Source organism: Streptomyces sp. NPDC036764, assembly GCF_055609385.1.
In genome coordinates, this window is the sequence record NZ_JBVJPT010000001.1 from 382,161 (window position 1) to 404,370 (window position 22,210).

Below are 22,210 nucleotides of genomic sequence, written 5' to 3' on the forward strand. Positions count from 1 at the left end.
CACCCTGCCAACCTAGTAGGGGCGCGGGGCTGTATCCACATGCGGCTCCGCCGCGTGGTCGCGACCAGCCCCCACACACCCGCACTCGCCCAACACGGCCGAGCCCTACGGCGCTGTCGCCGCTTCCTTCCTCCGCCGGCGCCGGCTGCGCCGAGGCTCCTGGTCCGGCAGCCACCCGAACGCGAGACAACTGCCCACCGCACCCAGCAGGAGCCCCACGAAGAACCCGCCCAGGTTCGACGTGAGCCAGGTGCCCAGGGTCACCAGGATCCCGGTGATCGAATAGAAGAGCCGCTGCGCCGGATTGAACAGGGTCAGCAGTCCCAGCAGCACCATCAGGGCCGGCAGCAGATACCCCGCCAGGCCCTGCATGCCGACATGGAGAACGACCTTCAGCGAGGCCTTCATCGTGAGCAGGATCCACGCGCCGCCCAGGGCGAGCAGCAGCCCGCCCCAGAACGGCCGGTCGGCCCGCCAGCGACGGAAGGCCGACCGGAATCCATCCGGGCCGCTCATCAGCACCCCTTGCTGCTGAAGCCCAGCTTCAGACCGGGGAGCTTGAACACCCCGGCGGTGGTCGCGTAGTTGGTCTGGCGCAGATTGGCGATGCGCACGGTGTCCGCCTGCTGGCTGAAGACACCGATCGGCCCCTTCACCCCGGCCTTGGTGAGGGTGCTCGCGTCGTTGCCGATCTCGATGTTGTTGAATGCCGCGTCACCCGACAGCTCGGTCGAGTCGGTGGTGAGATCGCTCGCGCTCACCTTCTCGGCGCCGCCACCGGCGGTGATGAGCAGATTCGTGCCGCCGAGATCGACGCTCTGGCACAGCTTGGTGAGCGTCGCGTTCTTGATCGCGGACGTGACGACCAGGACCTGACCGCCGGTGTCCCCCTCGTTGGGGCTGCCCGGCGCCATCTGGTCGAGGCCGCCGAACTGCTCGAAGCCGGTGCCGTTGAGCTCGGTCGCGGTGACCGTGAAGGGCATGCCGGAGATGGCGAACTGAACGCCCAGCGCGCCCTCGGCGGTGAGGACGGCGAGCGCACCGGCGACCAGGGCGGCCGGCACGGCCATCACGGCGGCGCGGCGCGCCCGGACCCGCCCGCGTCTCGCGGGGCCGTCGGGGGTTTCGGACGCTTCGGGCACGGAACCGCTTTCCGGGTTCTCAGGGGTGTTTCCGGCGGACGAGGTGACGTCCGGGGACGAGGCCATAACTGCTCCCAGGTGCAGAAAAAGTGCGGGTAGGGCATCAGCGGCACGTTGTCCTGGCGCGGACAGCGCCCACGGCGCACGTCCCCTCACAACTCCCGGCGGGTGCAAGGGCTTTCTCGTACTCCGCAGTAGCCAAGCCCGGAAGTTACCGGTGGTTACACCCGAGGGTCAAGGTAGTTGTGTAAAAAGGGTGTTGGATGTGTCCCACCTGTGGGTCATGCGATCCCGTGGACCTCGAAAGGTCTCCAAGGTAACCGCAACTCCCTTGCGAACCCTTGACGTTGACTGACCCTCAGGTCTACAACTCTCCCTGACTCCCCCTGGATCCGTGGCGCCGGATCTGCCGCCGCGTGGCCTCTGCCCGCGTTCCCGGACCTGATGTCCTTCACATTTCCTTTTCGTGAGATCACTCCACGGCGCCGTCACGGTCACTTCCCCTCGGTCCGTGCCGGTCGCACCCCCCGCCCGGATCCGGCCGGAGCCCTCCCCAGGGTCTCCGGCCGGCCACCGGCGGGCGGCCGTTGCCGGTCCGTGTCGTACGGAGAAGGCGTCACGGACCGGCAACGGCGGACACGCGGCCCCCGGCATCCCCCTGCCGCCCATGTGTCCCCCCTCGAACCCCCTGAGCCCTCAGACCCTCAGGGCACATCCCCGCAACGAAAGACGAGGTACACCCGCATGCGCACGCGCACCCTCCTCACCCTCGCCGGCACCGTCGCCGCCCTCACCCTCCCCTTCGCCGGCCCCGCGTCCGCGGCCGACGGCGCCGTCCTGACCACCGGCTCCGTCGGCGGTACGGCGGTCGCCGCCGGCGAGGTCCTCACCGCCCCGCTGGCGAGCGGCACCGCCGCCACGTTCTACTCCAGCGCGACCGGCACGAGCGGCATCTCCTGCACGTCGTCGCAGTTCACGGCCACCGTGACGGACAACCCGAGCGCGCCCGGCACGGCGACGGAGTCGGTCTCCGCGCACACCTTCAACGCCGCGAGCTGCACCACCAACGTGGTCGGCGTGCTCGGCGTCACCAGCATCACGGTGAACAACCTGCCGTACAGCGCCGCCGTGGGCTCCGACGGCACCGTCTCCGTGACCCCGGCCGCGGGCTCCACCGTCCAGACCACGGTCGTCCTGCGGACCCTGCTCGGCAGCATCAACTGCGTCTACCAGGCGCCCAGCCTGGCCGGCACGGCGAGCAACGACGACAACAGCATCAACTTCACCAGGGCGCAGTTCGCCAAGGTCTCCGGCTCGTCCCTCTGCTTCGCCAACGGCTACTTCACCGCCAAGTACGCCCCGGTGACCAGCAGCGGCGAGGCGGTCTACGTCAACTGACGCCTCCCGCAACCGGCCGTCACCGCACCGGAGTTCACCTCCGGCGCAACCGCAGCGCCAGGGCGGCGCCCCCGGTGAGCACCAGCACCGCGGCGGCGCCGCCCGCCAGCAACGGCGTCGACGGCCCCGAGCCGGCGGCCCCGGTGGACGCCACCGGTGTGCTGTCGCCCTGGGTGCGCGGAGTCTCGGCGCCGGTGGCCGAGGCAGCAGGGGCGGTCGTACGCCCCTCGCTCGCGCGTGGCTTCGCGGTCGCCGAAGGAGTCGCAGCCGTAGGGCCGTCGTCGCCCTGAGCGCTCGCCGTGGCCGACGCCTCGCCCCCACCGCCTCCGGTCCCGGCGCTCCCGCCGGCCGGGAACACCACGTCCGAGCACGAGTAGTACGTGTCGGGCGTGCTGCTGTTCTGCCAGATCGTGAACAGCACATGCCGTCCGGAGCGGTCGGACGGCAGCTTCGCCGTGAGCCGGTACGCGCCGTCCGTCAGCGCCGGGTCCCGCACCTGCGCGAACGGCCGGTCCGGCAGGTCGGACCAGGTCAGCGGCTTCGTCGGGTCGTAGCCCGGCTTGGTGAGGTAGAGCTTGAAGGTCCCGGTGTGCGGGATCGTGGAGACGTACCGCATGGTCAGTGCGGAGCCCGGTGCGAGCCGGGTCGACGGCCAGTCGGCGCGGGCCAGGTCCAGACCCCGGTAGGCGGGCAGCCCGCCGCTGCACAGCTTCCCGTCGGGGACGACCTGGCGGTCACGGCCGTTCACGCCGGCGATCCGCAGATTGTCCCAGGCCGTGAAGGGCCCGCCGTTCGACGCGACCGCGGCCCGGCAGGCCGCCGTCCGGGACGCGCTGCCGCCGTCCGGCGAGCAGGCGTACACCCGGCTGACCGGATCGGTCGGTGCGCCGTGCGCACGGGCCGGGCCCGCGGCCCACACCGTGAGCAGCAACGGCGTGACGGCGGCGGCCGCCAGGGCGGAGCGGTGCGATCTCATCCAGGGCATCCGGAACATCCGGAACGTCTCCTCGGCCGGCATGGGCAGGGTCCTCGTGGAGTACGGGAAACGGGCCCGGCGCGTTCAGTGCGCGACGAACCGGGCGGAGAGCGTCAATACCGGTCAACCGGCCGACGTAGAGGGTGGGTTTCCAGCCGGATCGAGGGTTTCCCCTGTATCCCGATGACCTTTTCTTTGCCTATCGTTCGACCACAGCCGACCCACAGGTAACCCCGAACGGGTCGCAGCTCATGCCAGGCCGGCCGCAACGCCCCGCACTTTCGAAACACCCCCCGCCGCTTCGAGGACGAAGCGAAGACGTCCGCCGCTCCGCGCTGCCCGGAGTACGGCCGGCCACGAAAGGCACTCCCCTTGCGTACCTCCACCTCCCTCAGACGGAAGCTGATATCCGTCGCCGCGGTCTCCGCCGCGCTCTTCACGGCCGCCACCACCTCGGTCGCCGTGGCCCAGGATTCCCCCACCCCGGAAGCCGCCGTCCCGGCCGCCCGGACCGAGGCCGCTCCCGGCACCCCGGCCGAGCGCCTCATCGTCGGCTACAAGTCCGGCGCCGCCGAGGCCAAGTCGAACAAGGCCGCCGAGGCCGACGCCGCCGCCAAGGGCGAGGAGGCCGGCGAGGACGTCGACTTCCAGCGCCGCCTCGGCTCCGGCGCCGCCCTCGTCGACCTGGGCGAGAACCTCACCAGGACGGACGTCGCCGACGTCGTCGCCGAGTACCAGGCGGACCCGCAGGTCGCCTATGTCGTGCCGGACCGGCTGAACAAGCCGCTGGCCACCCCCAACGACACCGAGTACTCCAAGCAGTGGGACCTGTTCGAGACCACCGCCGGCATGAACGTGCCGGGTGCCTGGGACGTCGCCACCGGCAGCGGGGTGACCGTCGCCGTCATCGACACCGGCTATGTCTCCCACTCCGACGTCGGCGCCAACATCGTCGCGGGCTACGACTTCATCTCCGATGCCACGGTCGGCAACGACGGCAACGGCCGCGACAGCAACCCGGCCGACCCGGGCGACTGGACCGCCGCCAATGAGTGCCAGTCCGGCGACCCCGCCTCCACCTCCTCCTGGCACGGCACCCACGTCGCGGGCACCATCGCCGCCGTCACCAACAACGGCAAGGGCGTCGCGGGCATCGCGTACGGCGCGAAGGTCTCCCCGCTGCGTGTGCTCGGCAAGTGCGGCGGCTTCGACTCCGACATCATCGACGCCATCACCTGGGCCTCCGGCGGCACCGTCTCCGGTGTCCCGGCGAACGCCAACGTCGCCAAGGTCATCAACATGAGCCTGGGCGGCGGCGGTGCCTGCTCCACCGCGACCCAGAGCGCCATCAACGCCGCCGTGAACCGCGGCACCACGGTCGTCGTCGCGGCGGGCAACAGCAACGCCAACGCCTCGGGGTACTCGCCGGCAAGCTGCAACAACGTCATCAGCGTGGCGGCCACCGACCGCCAGGGGAACCGCTCCTACTACTCCAACTACGGCTCGGTCGTCGACATCGCCGCGCCCGGCGGCGAGACCAACTCCGTCACGGCCAACGGCATCCTGTCCACGCTGAACTCCGGCGCGCAGGGCCCGTCCTCCGAGAGCTACGAGTACTACCAGGGCACCAGCATGGCCTCCCCGCACGTGGCGGGTCTGGCCGCGCTGATGAAGTCGGCCAACCCGGCGCTGACCCCGGCCCAGATCGAGTCCGCGATCAAGACCAACTCGCGTGCTCTTCCCGGTACTTGCTCGGGCGGCTGCGGTGCGGGCCTCGCGGACGCGGCCAAGACGGTGCAGGCGGTGAGCGGCAGCTCCGGCGGCTCCACGGGGGGCACCACCTTCACCAGCACCACCGCGGTCTCCATCCCGGACAACGGCTCCGCGATCGAGTCCCCGATCACTGTCAGCGGCCGCACCGGCAACGCCCCCTCGGCCCTCCAGGTCGGCGTGGACATCACCCACACCTACCGCGGTGACCTGGTCGTCGACCTGGTCGCCCCGGACGGCTCGACGTACCGCCTGAAGGCCGCCAGCTCCTCGGACTCCGCGGACGACGTCAACACCACCTACACGGTGAACGCCTCCAGCGAGAGTGCCAACGGCACCTGGAAGCTGCGCGTCCAGGACACCGCGGCCCAGGACACGGGCCGGGTCAACGGCTGGAAGCTGACCTTCTGAGCGGCAACTGAACGCGGGCCCCGAGCGGGCGCGCAACGAGCGGGCGGGCCGGCCGATGCGGATGGGGCATCGGCCGGCCCGCCACATGTCATGGGGGCCGGCAGGTGTGACGGAAACCGTCACTCCGGTCGGTCCCGCGCACGTTCAGTGACGGGACAGGTCCAGCTCCGCCTCGTCGGCGTCGGTCTCCTCGATGCCGGCCAGCACACGCACTCCGCGATCGGGACTCCGGTCGATGCCGGTCAGCACCCCCGGCACCGCGATGCTCGGCAGGATGTGACCCCACAGCACCGAGATCCGCTCCGCCAGATCCACCCGGTCGGTCAGCGCCCGGGACATCAACTGGATGCCCGCGAAGGCCCCGACCAGCAGTTCCACCGTCTGCCTCGGCTCCACAGTGGGCAGCAACTCGCCCTGGTCACGGGCCTTTTCGAGAACCACGACGAGATGGTCCGCCCATTGCCGGAACGGGCCGGAGTGGTCGACGCCGGGCGGTGTGCACTGGTCCACCGCCAGCCGCACACTGCCCTTGAGCAGGGAGTTGTTCAGCAGCCGCTGGCCGAACACGTAGGTGATGTCGACGAGTTCCTGGAGCTTGCAGGGCTGCGGCGGCACCGCGCCGCGCGGGATCTGCTCGTCCAGCACGGCCTGGGCGAGGGATTCCTTCGAGGGGAAGTGGAAATACAGGGCGCCCTTGGTCACTTCGGCCCGCTCCAGGACCATCGCGATGGTCGTCGCGGTGTAACCGTGCTCGTCGAAGACGGCCCCCGCGGCCTCCAGGATCACCTTCCGCGTTTTGATGGCGCGCTCCTGCCTCGCCATATCAGCCCCTCTGTGATGTCCGGCTGCGCCCGAGTCGGTCGGCGTGCCCGGCGTGCGCCGGAGCGGTTCGGGCCCGGCCGGGCGACCCCAGGCCGCATTGAAAACAAACCGGTCGGCTCGTACTCTAACGCTCGCGGCACGGGCACCTCGCCGTTTGCCATGGCACATACGGGGGACCCAAGGAGGACGCATGTCTGATCCGCGCCGGTTCGCCGCGACCCCGTTCGCCGCAGCCCACAAGGCGCCGGAAGGCCTGACCGCCACCGTACTCCGCGAGCCGGTGCACCGAGCGTCGCCGGCGGAAACGTTTCTCACTGGTATGGCCGACGAAGAGCCCGGCCGTTTCACGGTCTTCGCCGAGCGGCCCCGAGCTCATCAGTTACACGTGTCGCCCGACCGGTCGGCGTACGAACCCCTACTCGTCGCCGAAACCGCCCGCCAGGCCGGCAACCTCCTCGCGCACACGGCCTACGACGTCCCGCTGGACCATCAGTTCGTGCTCAAGGAGGTGCGGAACAGCGCGCTCACCGAGCGGTCGGCCGTCGGCGCGACACCCGCTGAACCGGTTCCTGACCTCACCGTCACCGATGCTCGTCGCCCAGCGCGGCGCCCGCCCGGCCGGTCTGCCGCCCGGCGTCGTGGACCGTGCCCTGCCGGCGGACGTCGTCCTCGCGCCGTGCGGCCGTTCCGGCCGCCGGCGGCTGCGAGTCGATACCGCACATGCTGTTTTCTTCGATCATCCGCTCGATCATGTTCCCGGCATGCTGCTGCTGAAAGCCGCCCGCCAGGCCGTGCGCGCCCGGTCTTCGGACGGCCGTCGGACGCCGGTCTCGTTCCACGCCGTCTTCCACCGTTACACCGAACTCGACCTGCCCGCATGGATAGAGGCATTCGACGGGACAGGGGTGCTCGGCGCCGATATGCAAGTGCTGGGGCGGCAGGGGGAAATGACGGTCTTCGAGTGCGAGGTGGGCACTGTGGACGGGTGAGTTATCTTGTACAGGGAGTAAGAAACAAACGGCATGACCCGTTCTTTTCCCGTTTCTCAGGAGAGCCAGCCGATGGCGAGGCAGTTACGCGCCGAACAGACCCGCACCACGATCCTCACAGCCGCCGCCGAGCTGTTCGACCGTCACGGCTATGAGTCGACCAGCCTGAGCGACATCGTCGAGCACGCCCAAGTCACCAAGGGGGCGCTGTACTTCCACTTCGCGGCCAAGGAGGACCTGGCCCAGGCGATCATGGAACTCCAGTCCAGGGCGTCCCGTCAGGTGGCGAGCGAGATGGACGCCCGGGGCCACACCTCGCTGGAGGCGCTGATGCGCACGACGTTCGGCATCACGCGCCTGGCCGTCGAAGGCCCGATCACCCGGGCCGGACTGCGCCTGGCCACCGGGGGAGTGGTCATACACCCGCCGTTGCGGCACCCGTTCGCCGAGCTGCTGGACATCACGACCCGCCGACTCCTCGGCGCCGCCAAGGAGTCCGACATCCACCCGGACGTCGACGCGGAGGCCGCGGCACACGCCCTGGTCTGCTTCTTCGTCGGCACCCGCGTGGTCGGCCGCTCCCTGGAGCCGGTGGCACGCCAGCCCCGCAGGGTGGCCGAGATGTGGCACATCATGATCCGCGGCCTGGTCCCGGTGCCCCGCCGGGCCCGCTATCTCGCGCTCGCGACACAGCTCGAGCGGGAGATCAAAGCCGTATGACGCGGGCGATACGGTGAGCGCATGCCCGAGAGGTCCGACACCCCGCCCGTGCTCCTCGGGAACGAACCCGGCTCGTTCCCGTACAGCGTGCTCGCCGAACGCCACCCGGCGATCATCCGACAGGTGCGGGAGTCCTTCCCGTACGACCCCGGGCGGCACCGGGCCCTGGACGCGCTCCTGGCCGCCTGCACCAAGGGTGTGATCGAGCCGCTCCCCGCCGACGCGCACGACCGGGACCGCTGGACGGCCTGGGGCGCGGACGCGTACACCGGCCGGTCCTGGTTCGATGTGCCGTGGCTGTGGTCGGAGAGCTACTTCTATCGACGACTCCTCGAAGCCGTCGGCTACTTCGCCCCCGGGCCCTGGCAGGGCATCGACCCCTTCCGGCCCTCCAAGCTGGCCGAACTCGACGCCCCGGAGACCGACGAGGAACTGGCCGCCCTGGACGCCCTCGCGGACCTGCCCGCCGACGAGCGGGACCGGGCGCTGCTGCACGGGTCGCTGTGGGGCAACCGCGCCGACCTCGGCTTCCGGCTGTCGGCCGCGCACGACGAGACCTCCTCGGACACCCCGCCCCTGGTGGCCGACGACAGCGAGGCCCTCTGGTCCCTGCTCCCGCCCTCCGGCGCGGCCACCCTGTGCCTGATCGCCGACAACGCGGGCCGTGAACTCGTCCCCGACCTGCTCCTCATCGCCCACCTCCTCGACCGGGGCCGCATCGCACGTGCCGTCCTGCACATCAAGCCGTACCCCTACTACGTCTCCGACGCCACGCACGCCGATGTGCTCGACGCCCTGCGCCGGCTGGTTTCGTCACCGGGCGCTGCGGCGGCGTACGGACGCACGCTCTGGTCGGCGCTGACCGACGGCCGTCTCACCGTGCGTGCCCACCCCTTCTCCGGTGGCCCGCTGCCGTACGCGCAGATGCCCGGTGACCTGCGTGAGGAGCTCGGCGCCGCCACCCTCACGATCCTCAAGGGCGACCTCAACTACCGTCGCCTGGTCGGTGACCGGCTCTGGCCGCCGACCACGCCGTTCGCCGACGTCACCGCATACTTCCCCGGGCCCGTCGCCGCCCTGCGCACCCTGAAGTCCGACGTGATCACCGGCCTGTCCGCCCGCACGGAGGCGGCGCTGGTGGCGGCGGAGGGCCAGAAGTGGCGGACCGGCGGGACCCATGCGCTGATCCAGGTGCGGACCTGACGGCTGCCGCCGCTCCGCTCAAGTGACGTGCACCGGCAGCGACTTGATGCCGTTGATGAAGTTCGACACCAGTCGCTCGGGCGGTCCCGCCGGCCGCAGCACCGGCAGCGCCCGCAGGGTCTCCCGGTAGAGCACCCGCAACTGGAGCCGGGCGAAGTGTGCGCCCAGGCAGACGTGCGGGCCGTCGCCGAAGGACACATGCGGGTTGGGCGCGCGGGACAGGTCCAGTTGGTCCGGGTCGGTGAAGACCCGTTCGTCGCGGTTGGCGGAGGCGTGGAGGACGACCACCTTGTCGCCCGCGCGGATACGCCGGCCGGCGAGCTCGGTGTCCTCGGCGGCCGTGCGGCGGAAGGTGAGCACCGGAGGGTGCCAGCGCAGCAACTCGTCCACGGCGGTGGTGAGTTCGACGTCGCCGGTCCTCAGTCGTTCGTACCACTCCGGGTGCTCGGCCAGGGCCAGCAGCCCGCCCGGCGCCGCGCTGCGGACGGTGTCGTTGCCCGCGACGGTGAGCAGGAAGAAGAACATGTCCAGCTCGGGACCGGAGAGTTCGGCGTCGTGGGCGAGCGTGGTCATGACGTCGTCGTCGGGAAAGCGGCGCTTGTGTTCGGCCAGTCGGCGGGCGTAGGCGAACATGTCCCTCAGCATCGCGGGGGAGCGCGGATTGACCGGCCTGCCCCGGCCGTCCAGCATCCGCGGGCCCGCCTCGTCCGGGTCCTGGTAGCCGATGACCCGCTGCGTCCAGTGCAACAGCAGCTTGCGGTCGGCCTCCGGTACGCCGAGCAGGTCGGCGAGGTTGAGCAGGGCGTAGTCGTCGGTCACGGCACCGACGAGGTCCACGGCGCCGTCCGCCGCGCGGGCCGTGTCCAGGGCGTGCGACAGGAGTGTGCGGGCCCGCTCCTGCGCCACCCGGACGAAGCGGTCGACGCGGCGCGGGGTGAAGGCACGGCTCACGAGCCGTCTCAACCGGCCGTGCCCCGGCGGATCCTGATTGAGCATCATGCGCCGGATGAACGGCAGATCGTCCGGGTCGGGATCGCGGATCTGGGTCGCGCCGACGGACGACGAGTACGTTTCCGAGTCCTTCAGCACCCGGACGACATCCGCGTGCCGGGTCACCGCCCAGAACCCGGGCCCGGCCGGCCAGCCCAGCACCTCGTGCTCGTCCTGCCGGGCCACGGGGTGGTGGTCGCGCAGGACGCGGTAGGCGTCGTAGGGGACGCCGGTGGCGTACTGCCGGGGGTCGAAGACGTCGGGGACGGAGGTCATGTGACCAAGGTGACGCATACCGGTGAAGACCGACAGACGGACCCGTCCGGGTCGGTGTGCCGACTCTGCGCGTTACCCGCCATATGTGGTGATCATGACAAATCCTTGCTAGTCATGACGGCATGCCGTTACGTCAATTGCGCTCGGGAACGAGGACTGCGGCGGCCGCCGCGGCCGGCCTCATGCTGATGGCGGCCACGGCCTGCGGCGACGACGGGGACGCCTCGTCCGGGACCGGCGGGCGGGAGACCGTCAGGGTGGCGGCCCTGCCCCTCATCGACTGTGCCGCCCTCTACATCGCGCGGGACCGCGGCCTCTTCGAGGAGGAGGGGCTGGACGTCCGGATCCAGCAGATCCAGCAGAGTCTCCAGGCGCTGCCCGCCCTGGCCAAGGGGCAGATCGACATGGTCGCCAGCGCGAACTACGTGACCTATCTCCAGGCCCAAGACAAGGGCACCCTCGACATCCGGATCGTCGCCGAGGCGATCAGGGCCGCGCCGCGCATGATGGAGGTCCTCGTGCCCGAGGACTCGGACATCAAGAGTGTCGCCGACCTCGCGGGCAAGAAGCTCGCGGTCAACGTCCTGAACAACGTCCAGTCACTCACCTTCGACGAGATCCTGGAGAAACAGGGTGTCGGCAAGCCCGTCTACCGGGCGATTCCCTTCCCGCAGATGGGTGCCGCCCTGGACAAGGGGCAGGTCGACGCCGTGCACGCGGTCGAGCCCTACGACAGCGCCATTCAGGACGAGCTGAAGGCCAGGGCCCTCGTCGACGGCGCGTCGGCGCCCGTGGAAGCCATCCCGCTGAGCGGCTACATCAGCACGGGGGACTACACCGACGGACACGGCAGGACACTGGCCGCGTTCCAGCGCGCCATCAAGGCGGCCGTGGAGATCGCCGAGAAGGATCCGTCCGTCGTACGGGACGCCCTGCCGACGTACACCAAGGTGAGCGAGGAGCAGGCCGAGTCCATCGACCTGCCCGTCTTCCCGCCCGTCATGGAAGCCGCGCAGCTCACCCGGCTCACGGACCTCATGACGAAACAGGGGATGCTGAAGAAGCCGATCGATCCGGCGACGTTGCTGGTCAAGTGACGTGAGGGCGCGTCAGGAACAAGTCGCCCTCGGTGCTTTGGGGGTGTTACTCGCCCTCGCTGCCTGCGATGTCGTGTCCCGCGCCGGACTCGTGCGGCACAGCTACCTCCCGCCCGCCTCGGAAGTCCTCGCCCGGGCCGTGGAGCTGGCGGGCGACTCCTCCTTCCTGGACGGCATCGCCGCCACGCTGCGGGCCTGGGCGCTCGGTCTCGCGCTGGCCATCGCCATCGCCGTCCCGGTCGGTCTGGTCCTCGGGAGCGTGCCGGTCGTCGACGCCGCCGCACGCGCGATCGTCGAGTTCCTGCGGCCGCTGCCGTCCGTCGCGCTGATCCCCCTGGTCTCCCTGCTGCTCGGATCTGGCACGGAGACCAAGGTCGCGCTGGTGACGTACGCGTCGCTCTGGCCGATCCTCTTCAACACCGTCTACGGCCTCGGCGAGACCGACCTCCTGGCCAAGGACACGCTCCGCGCTTTCGGCTTCGGCCGCCTCGCCGTCCTGCTCCGCGTCGAACTGCCGGGCACGGCTCCTTTCATCGCCGCCGGCATCCGTATCTCGGCCGCGGTCGCCCTCATCCTGGCCGTCGCCACGGAAATCCTCTCCGGCTTCGGAGAGGGACTCGGCATCTTCATCGCCCAGGCGGGCCTGGCCACGGACGGCACGCGGGATGTGCTGGCGGGGGTGGTGTGGGCGGGGGTGCTCGGGCTGGTCATCAACGGGGCGCTGGTGTGGGGCGAGCGGAGGCTGTTTCCGTGGACGCCGGGACGGCGGGAGGTCGGGTGACGGGGGCGAAGGCGGGAGTGCCGCCGCGGGGTTCGGGGCGCGAGGGCCACGCCCCCGCCTCCGCCGCCGTACGCAACGCCCTCCTGCGCTGGCTCGTGCTCGCGTTGGCCGTGGCCGTCTGGCAGTTGGTCGCCGCAGGGCGGGGCAGCGTGTACTTCCCGCCGCCCGCGCAGGTCGCAGGGCACGCTGTCGATCTCTGGTTCTCGGGGCCCGCCCGGCATATGTTCCTCACCGAGGAGGCCGTCGGGAACATCCTGCCCAGCCTCGGGCGGATGGCGGCCGGGTTCGGGATCGCCGCCGTCGCCGGGATCGCGCTCGGCGTGGCGATCGGCCGTTCGCGGCGCGTGTACGCCCTGTGCGACCCCGTTCTGCAGTTCGCCCGAGCCGTCCCGCCGCCCGCCCTCGTCCCCGTCTTCGTCGTGCTCCTCGACTTCGGTACGCCCATGCAGATCGCGTCGATCGTCTTCAGCGCCGTCTGGCCGGTGCTGATCAACACGGCCGAAGGGGCCCGCGACACCGACCCGTTGCGCATCGACGTCGCCGCGGTCCTGCACCTCACGCCGGTCGAACGGCTCCGCTTCGTGATCCTGCCCTCCGCGCTGCCCCGCATCTTCGCCGGACTGCGCCTGAGCCTCTCCCTCTCCCTCATCCTCATGGTCTTCTCGGAACTCCTCCCGGGCACCGCCAACGGCATCGGCTTCACACTCACCGACGCCCAGTCCCGCTCCGACCTGCTCACCGTCTGGTCGGCGCTGGTCCTGCTCGGCGCCCTCGGCCATCTCCTCAACACCGGCCTGCTGGCGGTCGAGAAGCGACTCGTCGGCAGGGGGAGAACGACGACCGTATGACCGTTACGCCCCCAACCACCTCCGCCCAGGGACAGCCATGCTCCGCCTAGACGCGGTCGGCCGGCGCTACGGCGACCACCAGGTCCTGCACGACATCTCCCTCACCGTGCCGGACGGACAACTGCTGTGTGTCGTGGGCCCGTCCGGCTGCGGCAAGTCCACCCTGCTGCGGACCATCGCGGGCCTGCTGCCCGTGTACGAGGGCACGATCACCCTGGACGGCACGCCCGTGCGGGGCGTCCCGGACAACCTGGCCGTGGTCTTCCAGGACTACGCCCGCTCCCTCTATCCCTGGCTCACGGTCCGCGAGAACGTGGCGCTTCCGCTGCGCCGCCGGGACCTGCCGCGAGCGCGACGCCGGGCCGAGGCCGACCGCATCCTGGCCCGGGTCGGCCTGACGGACGCCGCCCGCCGTCACCCCTGGCAGCTCTCGGGCGGCATGCAGCAGCGTGTGGCCATCGCCCGCGCCCTGGTCTGCCGCCCCTCCCTGCTCCTGATGGACGAGCCCTTCGGCTCGCTCGACGCCCAGACCCGCGAGGACCTGGAGGACCTCCTCCTGGAGGTCCACCGCACGGACGGCGCGACGATCGTCTTCGTCACCCACGACATCGACGAGAGCGTGTACCTGGGCGACCGCGTCGTCGTGCTCTCCCCGGGCCCCGGCGCCGAGGTCGTCCTGGACCTGCCGGTCGAACTCCCCGGCCCCCGGGACCAGATCACGACCCGCGGTCTGCCGGAGTTCGTCGCACTGAGGTCGGAGGTGGGGCGGGCGGTGCGCAACAGATAGCTCCGACCCGCACTTCCCAGGGCGGGCCGGGCGGGATACGGCCCACCCGATGCGACCCCCGTCCGCTCAGCCCATCCGCACGTCCTGCCACACCATCCGGTGGTCGGAGGTCGGCACCGTCGTTCCGTTGCCCACCAGCCGGTACAGCGGGTCGTCGGAGGTGGGCCAGAAGACGCCGTTCGAACCCGGAGTCAGGCCCTTGGACGGCAGGACGTAGTCGACCCGCAGGTTGCCGGGAGCCGTGTCGCCGAAGTCGGAGGTGTCGTACGCGGGGTTGCCGAGGTGCGAGGTGTTGGCGCCGCCCTGGAGCCTCGCCGCCTCCACGCCGCCCGCGCTGGCCGGCGGTGTGGCCGGGAGGTTCACCGCGGGGTGGTCGAGCAACTGCCTGATCGCGTGGTCGTAGCTGTCGCCGTCGTACGGATCGGCGTTGTTGTCACCCGCGATCACGAACCGTGCGCCAGGCCGCAGCCCGCCCCGCCGGCCCCTGTCGTCGTACAGGTAGGAGCTTCGCCGGCGCCCGCCGATGTAGTCGGCCCACAGCCGGATCTCGTCGTGATTGCGCCGTCCGTTGCGGTCCTCGGGGCCGTCGAAGGTGGGCGGCGTCGGGTGCGAGACCAGAAAGTGCACGGTGTCGAGCCCGATGCACACCGGTACGTCCCAGTGGCTCTTCGACGACAGCCGCAGGATCGCGCGGGCCTCGTCGCTGTAGTAGCCGGGCGGCATGAGGTGCCCCGGCATGTCCTTCCACAGGAAGCGCTGGAAAGTGCGCACCGCGCGCGTGTCGATCGGGAACTTCGACAGCACGACCATGCCGTACTGCCCCGGGAACCAGCCGTACCCGTACGCGTCCTGGCCGTACGCGTCCGAGCCGGGCGTCGTGACGGCGCCGTTCTTGCCGTCGAGGTCCACGCCGGTGGCGACGCCCGTGTTCACGGGGCTGGTGAAGTGGTACGGGAAGCGGACCGGACTCGCCCCGTTGTGCCCCACGGCCAGGTAGTTGCGCAGGAACAGCCGGACCGCTCTGCCTTGGTCGTCGTGGTCGAACTCGTTGATCAGCAGGACGTCCGGGTCGACCCGCTGAATGGTCTCGGCGGCATTGCGCGCCTGGGCGTTGTCCGGCGTGGACAGGTCGGTGATCAGCGCGCCCTGGGTGGAGCGGTTCAGGGAGGCGTTGAAGGTGGCGAACCGGACGGACCGGCGGCCGTGCCGCTCGGCCGCCGAGGCCGGGAGCGCCGCGGTCGTGGCCAGCGCCGCCCCGGCGAGGGACGCCAGCGCCGTACGGCGGGAGAGGGATCCGGTGGGGTTCATCGCGACTCCGGTGCGGGAGGGGACACAGGGGGACATACGAAGCTGGAAAAGTCTGCGCGCGTAGAGGTGAACGCCACAAGGCCCGGCGAGAACTCCCGGATTCATCCCTCATTCACGCGATGGTGTGATCATGTCCCGCGCCGCGGATGCCCGTTCAAGGCCGGGGGTAGGGCCCGGCCATGACGCAGCAGCCCTTCGAACTCCCGCACTTCTACATGCCGTATCCCGCGCGGCTGAACCCGCATGTCGACGAGGCGCGCGCCCACTCGACCGAATGGGCGCGCAAGATGGGCATGCTGGAGGGGTCCGGGATCTGGGAGCAGGCCGACCTGGACGCGCACGACTACGGCCTGCTCTGCGCCTACACCCACCCCGAGTGCGACGGCCCCGCGCTCTCCCTCATCACCGACTGGTACGTGTGGGTCTTCTTCTTCGACGACCACTTCCTGGAGACCTTCAAGCGCACCCAGGACCGCGTCGGCGGCAAGGCATATCTCGACCGGCTGCCCCTTTTCATGCCGATGGACCCGTCGACACCGATGCCGGAGCCGCAGAACCCCGTCGAGGCCGGTCTCGCCGACCTGTGGGCGCGCACGGTGCCCAGGATGTCCGCCGACTGGCGCCGCCGCTTCTCCGTCGCGACCGAGCACCTGCTCAACGAGTCCCTGTGGGAGCTGTCCAACATCAACGAGGGGCGTATCGCCAACCCCGTCGAGTACATCGAGATGCGCCGCAAGGTCGGCGGCGCCCCCTGGTCCTCGGGCCTGGTGGAGTACGCCACCGCCGAAGTCCCCGCGTCCGTCGCCGAGTCCAGGCCGCTCAGGGTGCTGATGGAGACGTTCTCCGACGCCGTCCACCTGCGCAACGACCTCTTCTCCTACCAGCGCGAGGTCGAGGACGAGGGCGAACTCAGCAACGGCGTCCTGGTGCTGGAGACCTTCTTCGGCTGCACCACCCAGCAGGCCGCCGACATCGTCAACGACGTCCTCACCTCCCGACTGCACCAGTTCGAGCACACCGCCCTCACCGAGGTCCCCGCCGTCGCGCTGGAGAACGGGCTCACGCCTCAGGAGGTCGCCGCGGTCGCCGCCTACACCCAGGGACTGCAGGACTGGCAGTCCGGCGGCCACGAGTGGCACATGCGCTCCAGCCGGTACATGAACGCGCGTGCCCGGCCGACCGCGGCGTGGCACGGCCTGACCGGCCCCGGCACCTCCGCCGCCGACGTCGGCGCGCTGCTCGCCTCGGCCGGCGCCGAACGCCTGCGCGCGTACACGCACGTGCCGTTCCAGAAGGTCGGCCCGTCCCGGCTCCCCGACTTCCACATGCCCTTCGCGGTGGAGATCAGCCCGCACCTCGCCGCGACCCGCGGCCGGCTGACCGAGTGGATGCACCGCATGGGCATGCTCCAGGAGGGCGTCTGGGACGAGGACAAACTCGCCGCCTACGACCTCGCGCTGTGCTCGGCGGGCCTCGACCCCGACGGAACCCCCGAGGCCCTCGACCTCAGCGCCCACTGGCTCGCCTGGGGCACCTACGGCGACGACTACTACCCCCTCGTCTTCGGCAACCGCCGCGACCTGGCCGCCGCCCGGCTCACCACCCGGCGCCTGTCGGACTGCATGCCCGTCGCCGGCGAGCCGGCACTCGTCCCGGTCAACGGCATGGAACGCGGCCTGATCGACCTGTGGGCGCGCACGACCGCCGAGATGACACCCGACGAGCGGCGCACCATGAAGGACTCGGTGGACGTCATGACCGAGAGCTGGGTGTGGGAGCTGTCCAACCAGCTCCAGCACCGCATCCCCGACCCGGTCGACTACCTGGAGATGCGGCGCGCCACCTTCGGCTCCGACCTCACCCTCAGCCTGTGCCGGATGGGCCACGGCCCCGCCGTACCCCCGGAGGTGTACCGCAGCGGACCCGTCCGCTCGCTGGAGAACGCCGCCATCGACTACGCGTGCCTTCTCAACGACGTCTTCTCGTACCAGAAGGAGATCGAGTACGAGGGCGAGATCCACAACGCGATCCTGGTCGTGCAGAACTTCTTCGGCATCGACTACCCGACCGCGCTCGACGTCGTCCACGACCTGATGACCCAGCGCATGCAGCAGTTCGAGCACGTGGCCGCTCACGAACTACCGGTCGTGTACGACGACTTCGGGCTCTCCGAGGAGGCCAGGGAAGTCATGCGGAACTATGTGACCGACCTCCAGAACTGGCTGGCGGGCATCCTGAACTGGCACCAGAAGGTCGACCGCTACAAGGCCGAGTACCTGGCCCGGCGCGCCCACGGCTTCCTGCCGGACCGCGGACCCGCCGTGCCCGTCCTCAGTTGACCTCCCTCACCCGCGCCGCGGTCTCCTCGGCGAGCTCCCGTACGCCCTTCGCGGCGTTCTCGTGGAGCTCGCCGAGTATCGCGTCGGCGGCCGCGAGAAGCGCGCGGGCCTCCTGCGCGCGGTCCGCGTCGGCCAGGGCCCGGGTGAGCCGGTAGTGCTCCTCGGCGATGAAGCGGCCGAGGTTCACGCCCTGCCAGTGCCGCAGGGAGTCGTCCCCGGGCGCGGCCAGGGTGTCCCGCAGGGCCGCCGACGTGGCTACGGCCTGCGGCAGTTGACCGGCCGCACGCTCCAAACGGGTCTGGTCCACGCGGGCGGAAACCCGGTCCCACGCCGTCTCCTGCAGCGCGGTGTACAGCCGCTGGGCGCGCAGTGCCTGGGTGTGGTCGCCGAGTTCCTCGAAGTCCCGGGCCAGCGCACGCAGCGGGGCCGTGGTCAGGCCGCGCGGCGCGTCGGGACGGCGCAGTCTGCTCTGGTCCATGACGATCTCGTCGAGGCCGCGGATCAGGGCGACCCGGGCGAGCTCGGTCATGCCCTGGTCGCGGGCCAGGTCGGTCCAGGTGGACACCGGCTCGTCCGCGGGGTCCGTACCGAACATGGTCTCGTCGAGTTCCTGCGCCCACTGCCGCAACTCGTCCGCGCCCGCGCCGGGTTCCGGTATCCCGCCGAGCCCGCACGCGGTGTCGAAGTCCGTCTCCCGCACCTCGTGCAGCAGCGGCAGGTCCCCGGTGTCTGCGCGCAGCCCCACCAGCACGGCGGCCAGCCGCAGTTCGTCGGTCATCGAGGACCGCGCCTCGTGCCGCAGCAGGTGCCGCAACAGCCCCGAGTCGTCGTCCGCGCGGTCGAACTGCGCCGCCCGCAGGGCGAGTCGGCGCCGTACGGGGTCCCCGGCCACCACCTCCCACGCCGTACGGTCGCCCGCCCGCAGGAGCGCGAGATCGGCGCGGCCGGACGCGAGCACCGGCTCCCACAGCGCGGGAGCGGGCGGGCCGATCAGCTCGTAGGCGCCCCCCTCCTCGGCGTTGAGCAGCACGAAGTCCGGCTCGGTGCGTGACAGCGCGGCATGCAGCATGCCGACGAGCTCGACCGCCGAACGCTCCGGGAAGCCCAGCGCGGCACGGAGCTCGGCCCGCTCCTCGTCGATGCCGTAGTACTCGCGGATCTCCTCCTCGGTCTCCGCGACGCATGCCAGGATCTTCTCCTCGCCGTCCTGCGGCGACAGACCCAAGTAGTCGTGCCAGCCCGGCAGGCCGGTCATGATGTCGAGTGCCTCGTCGACACCGGAGCCCAGGACCCCGGCGCCGCCCTCCGAGTCGGCGTAGAGCACCGACCCGTCCGCGCACACGAAGTACGTACCGCCCGTGTCGTCCCCGGCCAGCACCTCCAGCGGTCCGCCCGATGCGAGGCGGACCTCCTCGACGTGGCCGTGGGCCGCCCGGGACAGGTCGAAGTTGAAGGGGAAGGCGGCCAGTTCGGCCAGACGAGGGTTCTGCCGGAGCAGCCGCAGCGCGCGATCGGTCATGTCACAGAACGTAACAGCCGCCACTGACAGCGGACTTCCCGCCTCCGGATGAGGCTTCCGAAACTTTTCGTCCGGAACGGGATATTCAGGGAACTTCGTCGGTGCGCCGGGAGTCCTCTGGGGTGAGTGGAACAGACAACGAGAACACACGGGGGTGTTCGACCTTGACCGACATCATCGAGAGGCTCACGGACAGCGACGGCAAGACGGAGAAGGAGCAGCCGCTCGACACCGGCGAACTCACGCCGTACGTGGCCCCGCTGCCCGTCCCGCCCGTCCTGCGCCCGGCCTCCGAAGACGTCCTGCACGAGACCGAGATCGCCTTACGCCCGACCTGGGTGCGCCTGCACCCGCAGCTACCGCCGACCCTGATGTGGGGATACGACGGCCAGGTACCGGGCCCGACCATCGAGGTGCGGCGCGGACAGCGCGTGCGCATCGCCTGGACCAACCGCATCCCCAAGGAGAGCGAGTACCCGGTCACCTCGGTGGAGGTGCCGCTGCGCACGGACGGCCGCCCGCAGTCCACCACCGAGCCCGGCCGCGAGGGCGTCGAGCCCGACAAGGACGTCGCCGCCCTGCCCGCCTGGTCGGTCACCCATCTGCACGGCGCCCAGACGGGCGGCGGCAACGACGGCTGGGCGGACAACGCGGTCGGCTTCGGCGACGCCCAGCTCGCCGAGTATCCGAACGACCATCAGGCAGTTCAGTGGTGGTACCACGACCACGCCATGAACATCACACGGTGGAACGTGATGACGGGCCTGTACGGCACCTACCTCGTCCGTGACGACGAGGAGGACGCCCTCCATCTGCCCTGCGGGGAGCGGGAGATCCCGCTGCTGCTCGCCGACCGCAACCTCGACACCGACGAGGACGGCCGGCTCAACGGCCGGCTGCTGCACAAGACGGTGATCGTCCAGCAGCAGAACCCGGAGACGGGCAAGCCGGTCTCCATCCCGTTCAGCGGCCCGTACACCACGGTCAACGGCCGCATCTGGCCGTACGCCGACGTGGACGACGCCTGGTACCGCTTCCGGCTGGTCAACGCGTCCAACGCGCGTATCTACGACCTCGTCCTGGTCGACGAGGACGACAATCCGGCACCCGGCATCATGCACCAGATCGGCAGCGACGGCGGACTGCTGCCGCGTCCGGTGCCCGTCGACTTCGACGGCGCGCTGCCCACGCTGACCGCGGCGCCGGCCGAGCGCTTCGATCTGCTCGTCGACTTCCGCGGCCTCGCGGGCCGGCGGCTCCGCCTGGTCAACAAGGGCCGCAACCAGCCGCCGGGTGTGCCCGACCCGGCCGGTGACGTGCGCTATCCGGCGGTCATGGAGTTCCGGGTCCGCGAGAGCTGCGAGACGGACACCTTCGAACTGCCCGACGTGCTCTCCGGCTCCTTCCGCCGGCTGACGCACGACATCGAGCACGGCCACCGGCTGATCGTCCTCACCCCGCCCGCCACCAAGGGAGGCGGCGGCCACCCGGAGATCTGGGAGATGACGGAGGTCGCCGAGCCGGGCGACATCCAGGTCCCCACCGAGGGCGTCATCCAGGTCACCGGACCGGACGGGAAGACGAAGACCTACCGGCGCACGGCCCGGACGTTCAACGACGGCCTGGGCTTCACCATCGCCGAGGGCAGCCACGAGCAGTGGAGCTTCCTCAACCTCGCGCCGATCGTCCACCCCATGCACATCCACCTGGCCGACTTCCAGTTGCTCGGCCGGGACGCCTACGACGTCTCCGGCTTCGACCCGGCGATCGGCGGCACCCGCAGCCCGATCCGCCACGACGCCGGCACCACGATCCCGCTGGCGCCCAACGAGCTCGGCCACAAGGACGTCTTCCGGGTGCCGGGCAACCAGATGCTGCGCGTCATGGGCAAGTTCGACGGGGCGTACGGCCGGTTCATGTACCACTGCCACCTCCTCGAACACGAGGACATGGGCATGATGCGCCCCTTCGTCGTCATGCCCCCGGAGGCGCTCAAGTTCGACCACGGCGCCGGTCACGGCGGTCACGAGGGCCACGGGGAGGGACACACGGGCTGACGGCCGACGCACTCGCGCGCGTGGCGTGGTCCGCACGTCACGCGCGCACGCCGGCCCGGACGCCTCCAGCGACCCGCTGCGCACACTGACCACCGGTCAGTCTCACTCGATCGTGGCTCGTTGTGCGCCGGTGCGAAGGGTAGTCACCTGCTGGAGGCGATCCGATGGAACAGACTGCGTTGCGACCCAAGCCCATGCCTGGTCAGGGGCCCGGTGACGGCGAGACGCCCGCACCCGGCGTGCGGCGTCCGCATGCCGCGCCCCGGCGCCGGGGCCGACGGTTCACGACCCTGTTGTGCGCCCTGCTGGCCGGGGCGGTCCTGATCCTGACCGGGATCGGACTCGGCACCTTGGGGGCCACGGTGATCGGGATGACCAGACTCGCCGAGCTCCAGAAGCAGGCCGGGCCGGGAGTGCCCGGGAGCCCGGCCGTCTCCGCGCACCCCGGTTCCCCGACCGCGCCGTCCGCGGCGGCGACCTCCGCGCCGTCGCCGGCCGTCGCAGCGACCCTGGGCGTGGAGGCCGTGGACGACGACAGGCCGGGCGCCCTGGTCGTCGGCGTGCATGTCCCGGGGCCGGGGTACACGGCCGGCCTTGTCCGGGGCGATGTGCTCCTGGCATTCGGAAAGACGGACGTGGACTCGGCCGCCGACCTCGCGCGAGCGGTCGCCGGGTCCCGTCCGGGCGACGAGGTCACCCTGACGGTGCGCCACCGCGGCGGAGGCCACCAGCAGCTCAAGGTGGTCCCGGGCGTCGTCACCTGAGCGCCCGCGCCCG

Annotated in this window: 19 protein-coding genes and 1 pseudogene; 13 read left to right on the forward strand and 7 right to left on the reverse strand. The window is 70.9% G+C overall.

Annotated elements, in window-relative coordinates:
- Positions 1-105: 105 nt before the first annotated feature.
- Positions 106-516, reverse strand: a complete 411-nt coding sequence (locus tag ACZ69Q_RS01630) for a DUF6114 domain-containing protein (RefSeq protein WP_471034466.1) — start codon at positions 514-516, stop codon at positions 106-108.
- Entirely contained in the window at positions 516-1,208 is a 693-nt protein-coding gene (locus ACZ69Q_RS01635) for a DUF6230 family protein (protein ID WP_471034470.1), read from the reverse strand. The genes ACZ69Q_RS01630 and ACZ69Q_RS01635 overlap by 1 nt, the downstream gene beginning before the upstream one ends.
- A gap of 678 nt (positions 1,209-1,886) precedes the next feature.
- Here ACZ69Q_RS01635 and ACZ69Q_RS01640 point away from each other — a divergent pair.
- Positions 1,887-2,540, forward strand: a complete 654-nt coding sequence (locus tag ACZ69Q_RS01640) for a Tat pathway signal sequence domain protein (protein ID WP_471034472.1) — start codon at positions 1,887-1,889, stop codon at positions 2,538-2,540.
- A gap of 34 nt (positions 2,541-2,574) precedes the next feature.
- Here ACZ69Q_RS01640 and ACZ69Q_RS01645 read toward each other — a convergent pair whose 3' ends face one another.
- Positions 2,575-3,525 carry a lytic polysaccharide monooxygenase auxiliary activity family 9 protein gene (locus ACZ69Q_RS01645; RefSeq protein WP_471039989.1) on the reverse strand — a complete coding sequence of 317 codons (951 nt, stop codon included), beginning with the start codon at positions 3,523-3,525 and terminating at the stop codon, positions 2,575-2,577.
- Between the two features lie 363 nt (positions 3,526-3,888).
- Between ACZ69Q_RS01645 and ACZ69Q_RS01650 the strand changes: the two genes are divergently transcribed.
- Positions 3,889-5,697 (forward strand): S8 family peptidase, encoded by a 1,809-nt coding sequence (locus tag ACZ69Q_RS01650; protein ID WP_471034474.1) that lies wholly within the window; start codon positions 3,889-3,891, stop codon positions 5,695-5,697.
- Positions 5,698-5,841: 144 nt separating this feature from the next.
- Here ACZ69Q_RS01650 and ACZ69Q_RS01655 read toward each other — a convergent pair whose 3' ends face one another.
- Positions 5,842-6,519: a ScbR family autoregulator-binding transcription factor gene (locus tag ACZ69Q_RS01655; RefSeq protein ID WP_471034477.1), complete on the reverse strand. Its 678-nt coding sequence runs from the start codon at positions 6,517-6,519 to the stop codon at positions 5,842-5,844.
- Between the two features lie 319 nt (positions 6,520-6,838).
- Between ACZ69Q_RS01655 and ACZ69Q_RS01660 the strand changes: the two are divergent.
- The 4 genes and pseudogenes from ACZ69Q_RS01660 to ACZ69Q_RS01675 form a co-directional block, all read left to right on the forward strand.
- A pseudogene (locus ACZ69Q_RS01660) lies at positions 6,839-6,979 on the forward strand (ScbA/BarX family gamma-butyrolactone biosynthesis protein); the annotation flags it as partial.
- A 127-nt stretch (positions 6,980-7,106) separates the two neighbouring features.
- Entirely contained in the window at positions 7,107-7,508 is a 402-nt protein-coding gene (locus ACZ69Q_RS01665; protein WP_471034479.1) for an AfsA-related hotdog domain-containing protein, read from the forward strand.
- Positions 7,509-7,580: 72 nt separating this feature from the next.
- Positions 7,581-8,228, forward strand: coding sequence for a ScbR family autoregulator-binding transcription factor (locus tag ACZ69Q_RS01670; protein WP_471034482.1), 648 nt, complete (start codon positions 7,581-7,583; stop codon positions 8,226-8,228).
- Positions 8,229-8,249: 21 nt separating this feature from the next.
- Positions 8,250-9,431, forward strand: a complete 1,182-nt coding sequence (locus ACZ69Q_RS01675; RefSeq protein WP_471034487.1) for a damage-control phosphatase ARMT1 family protein — start codon at positions 8,250-8,252, stop codon at positions 9,429-9,431.
- A gap of 18 nt (positions 9,432-9,449) precedes the next feature.
- Here ACZ69Q_RS01675 and ACZ69Q_RS01680 read toward each other — a convergent pair whose 3' ends face one another.
- Complete coding sequence (locus ACZ69Q_RS01680) at positions 9,450-10,697, reverse strand: cytochrome P450 (protein WP_471034492.1); 1,248 nt, start codon at positions 10,695-10,697, stop codon at positions 9,450-9,452.
- A gap of 122 nt (positions 10,698-10,819) precedes the next feature.
- On the opposite strand from ACZ69Q_RS01680, the gene ACZ69Q_RS01685 reads away from it, so the two are divergent.
- Genes ACZ69Q_RS01685 through ACZ69Q_RS01700 form a run of 4 tightly spaced genes read left to right on the forward strand, consistent with a single transcriptional unit; the run spans position 10,820 to position 14,210 of the window.
- Positions 10,820-11,794: an ABC transporter substrate-binding protein gene (locus ACZ69Q_RS01685; RefSeq protein WP_471034496.1), complete on the forward strand. Its 975-nt coding sequence runs from the start codon at positions 10,820-10,822 to the stop codon at positions 11,792-11,794.
- Positions 11,795-11,837: 43 nt separating this feature from the next.
- A complete protein-coding gene (locus tag ACZ69Q_RS01690; RefSeq protein ID WP_471039992.1) occupies positions 11,838-12,575 on the forward strand; it encodes an ABC transporter permease in 738 nt (245 codons plus the stop codon).
- Positions 12,572-13,423 (forward strand): ABC transporter permease, encoded by an 852-nt coding sequence (locus tag ACZ69Q_RS01695; RefSeq protein WP_471034499.1) that lies wholly within the window; start codon positions 12,572-12,574, stop codon positions 13,421-13,423. Before ACZ69Q_RS01690 ends, ACZ69Q_RS01695 begins: the two co-directional genes overlap by 4 nt.
- Before the next feature lie 37 nt (positions 13,424-13,460).
- On the forward strand, positions 13,461-14,210 hold the full coding sequence (locus tag ACZ69Q_RS01700; protein WP_471034502.1) for an ABC transporter ATP-binding protein: 750 nt from the start codon (positions 13,461-13,463) through the stop codon (positions 14,208-14,210).
- Positions 14,211-14,276: 66 nt separating this feature from the next.
- On the opposite strand, the gene ACZ69Q_RS01705 is transcribed toward ACZ69Q_RS01700, so the two are convergent.
- Positions 14,277-15,518, reverse strand: a complete 1,242-nt coding sequence (locus tag ACZ69Q_RS01705) for an endonuclease/exonuclease/phosphatase family protein (RefSeq protein ID WP_471034507.1) — start codon at positions 15,516-15,518, stop codon at positions 14,277-14,279.
- A 179-nt stretch (positions 15,519-15,697) separates the two neighbouring features.
- Between ACZ69Q_RS01705 and cyc2 the strand changes: the two genes are divergently transcribed.
- Positions 15,698-17,857, forward strand: coding sequence for a germacradienol/geosmin synthase Cyc2 (gene cyc2 / locus ACZ69Q_RS01710; RefSeq protein WP_471034510.1), 2,160 nt, complete (start codon positions 15,698-15,700; stop codon positions 17,855-17,857).
- Here cyc2 and ACZ69Q_RS01715 read toward each other — a convergent pair.
- Positions 17,850-19,376 carry a hypothetical protein gene (locus ACZ69Q_RS01715; protein ID WP_471034515.1) on the reverse strand — a complete coding sequence of 509 codons (1,527 nt, stop codon included), beginning with the start codon at positions 19,374-19,376 and terminating at the stop codon, positions 17,850-17,852. The genes cyc2 and ACZ69Q_RS01715 overlap by 8 nt on opposite strands.
- A gap of 164 nt (positions 19,377-19,540) precedes the next feature.
- Here ACZ69Q_RS01715 and phsA point away from each other — a divergent pair, with 164 nt between their 5' ends.
- Both phsA and ACZ69Q_RS01725 read left to right on the forward strand, forming a co-directional pair.
- Positions 19,541-21,433: an O-aminophenol oxidase PhsA gene (gene phsA, locus ACZ69Q_RS01720; protein ID WP_471034519.1), complete on the forward strand. Its 1,893-nt coding sequence runs from the start codon at positions 19,541-19,543 to the stop codon at positions 21,431-21,433.
- Positions 21,434-21,597: 164 nt separating this feature from the next.
- Positions 21,598-22,197, forward strand: a complete 600-nt coding sequence (locus ACZ69Q_RS01725) for a PDZ domain-containing protein (protein ID WP_471034523.1) — start codon at positions 21,598-21,600, stop codon at positions 22,195-22,197.
- The last annotated feature ends 13 nt before the right edge of the window (positions 22,198-22,210 follow it).

What these genes read in the sequence shown, in the direction of transcription:
- ACZ69Q_RS01630 (WP_471034466.1), bottom strand. Translation starts at nt 516, where the DNA reads ATGAGCGGCCCGGATGGATTCCGGTCGGCCTTCCGTCGCTGGCGGGCC.
- ACZ69Q_RS01635 (WP_471034470.1), bottom strand. Translation starts at nt 1,208, where the DNA reads ATGGCCTCGTCCCCGGACGTCACCTCGTCCGCCGGAAACACCCCTGAG.
- ACZ69Q_RS01640 (WP_471034472.1), top strand. Translation starts at nt 1,887, where the DNA reads ATGCGCACGCGCACCCTCCTCACCCTCGCCGGCACCGTCGCCGCCCTC.
- ACZ69Q_RS01645 (WP_471039989.1), bottom strand. Translation starts at nt 3,525, where the DNA reads ATGCCCTGGATGAGATCGCACCGCTCCGCCCTGGCGGCCGCCGCCGTC.
- ACZ69Q_RS01655 (WP_471034477.1), bottom strand. Translation starts at nt 6,519, where the DNA reads ATGGCGAGGCAGGAGCGCGCCATCAAAACGCGGAAGGTGATCCTGGAG.
- ACZ69Q_RS01665 (WP_471034479.1), top strand. Translation starts at nt 7,107, where the DNA reads ATGCTCGTCGCCCAGCGCGGCGCCCGCCCGGCCGGTCTGCCGCCCGGC.
- ACZ69Q_RS01670 (WP_471034482.1), top strand. Translation starts at nt 7,581, where the DNA reads ATGGCGAGGCAGTTACGCGCCGAACAGACCCGCACCACGATCCTCACA.
- ACZ69Q_RS01675 (WP_471034487.1), top strand. Translation starts at nt 8,250, where the DNA reads ATGCCCGAGAGGTCCGACACCCCGCCCGTGCTCCTCGGGAACGAACCC.
- ACZ69Q_RS01680 (WP_471034492.1), bottom strand. Translation starts at nt 10,697, where the DNA reads ATGACCTCCGTCCCCGACGTCTTCGACCCCCGGCAGTACGCCACCGGC.
- ACZ69Q_RS01685 (WP_471034496.1), top strand. Translation starts at nt 10,820, where the DNA reads ATGCCGTTACGTCAATTGCGCTCGGGAACGAGGACTGCGGCGGCCGCC.
- ACZ69Q_RS01700 (WP_471034502.1), top strand. Translation starts at nt 13,461, where the DNA reads ATGCTCCGCCTAGACGCGGTCGGCCGGCGCTACGGCGACCACCAGGTC.
- ACZ69Q_RS01705 (WP_471034507.1), bottom strand. Translation starts at nt 15,518, where the DNA reads ATGAACCCCACCGGATCCCTCTCCCGCCGTACGGCGCTGGCGTCCCTC.
- cyc2 (WP_471034510.1), top strand. Translation starts at nt 15,698, where the DNA reads ATGACGCAGCAGCCCTTCGAACTCCCGCACTTCTACATGCCGTATCCC.
- ACZ69Q_RS01715 (WP_471034515.1), bottom strand. Translation starts at nt 19,376, where the DNA reads ATGACCGATCGCGCGCTGCGGCTGCTCCGGCAGAACCCTCGTCTGGCC.
- ACZ69Q_RS01725 (WP_471034523.1), top strand. Translation starts at nt 21,598, where the DNA reads ATGGAACAGACTGCGTTGCGACCCAAGCCCATGCCTGGTCAGGGGCCC.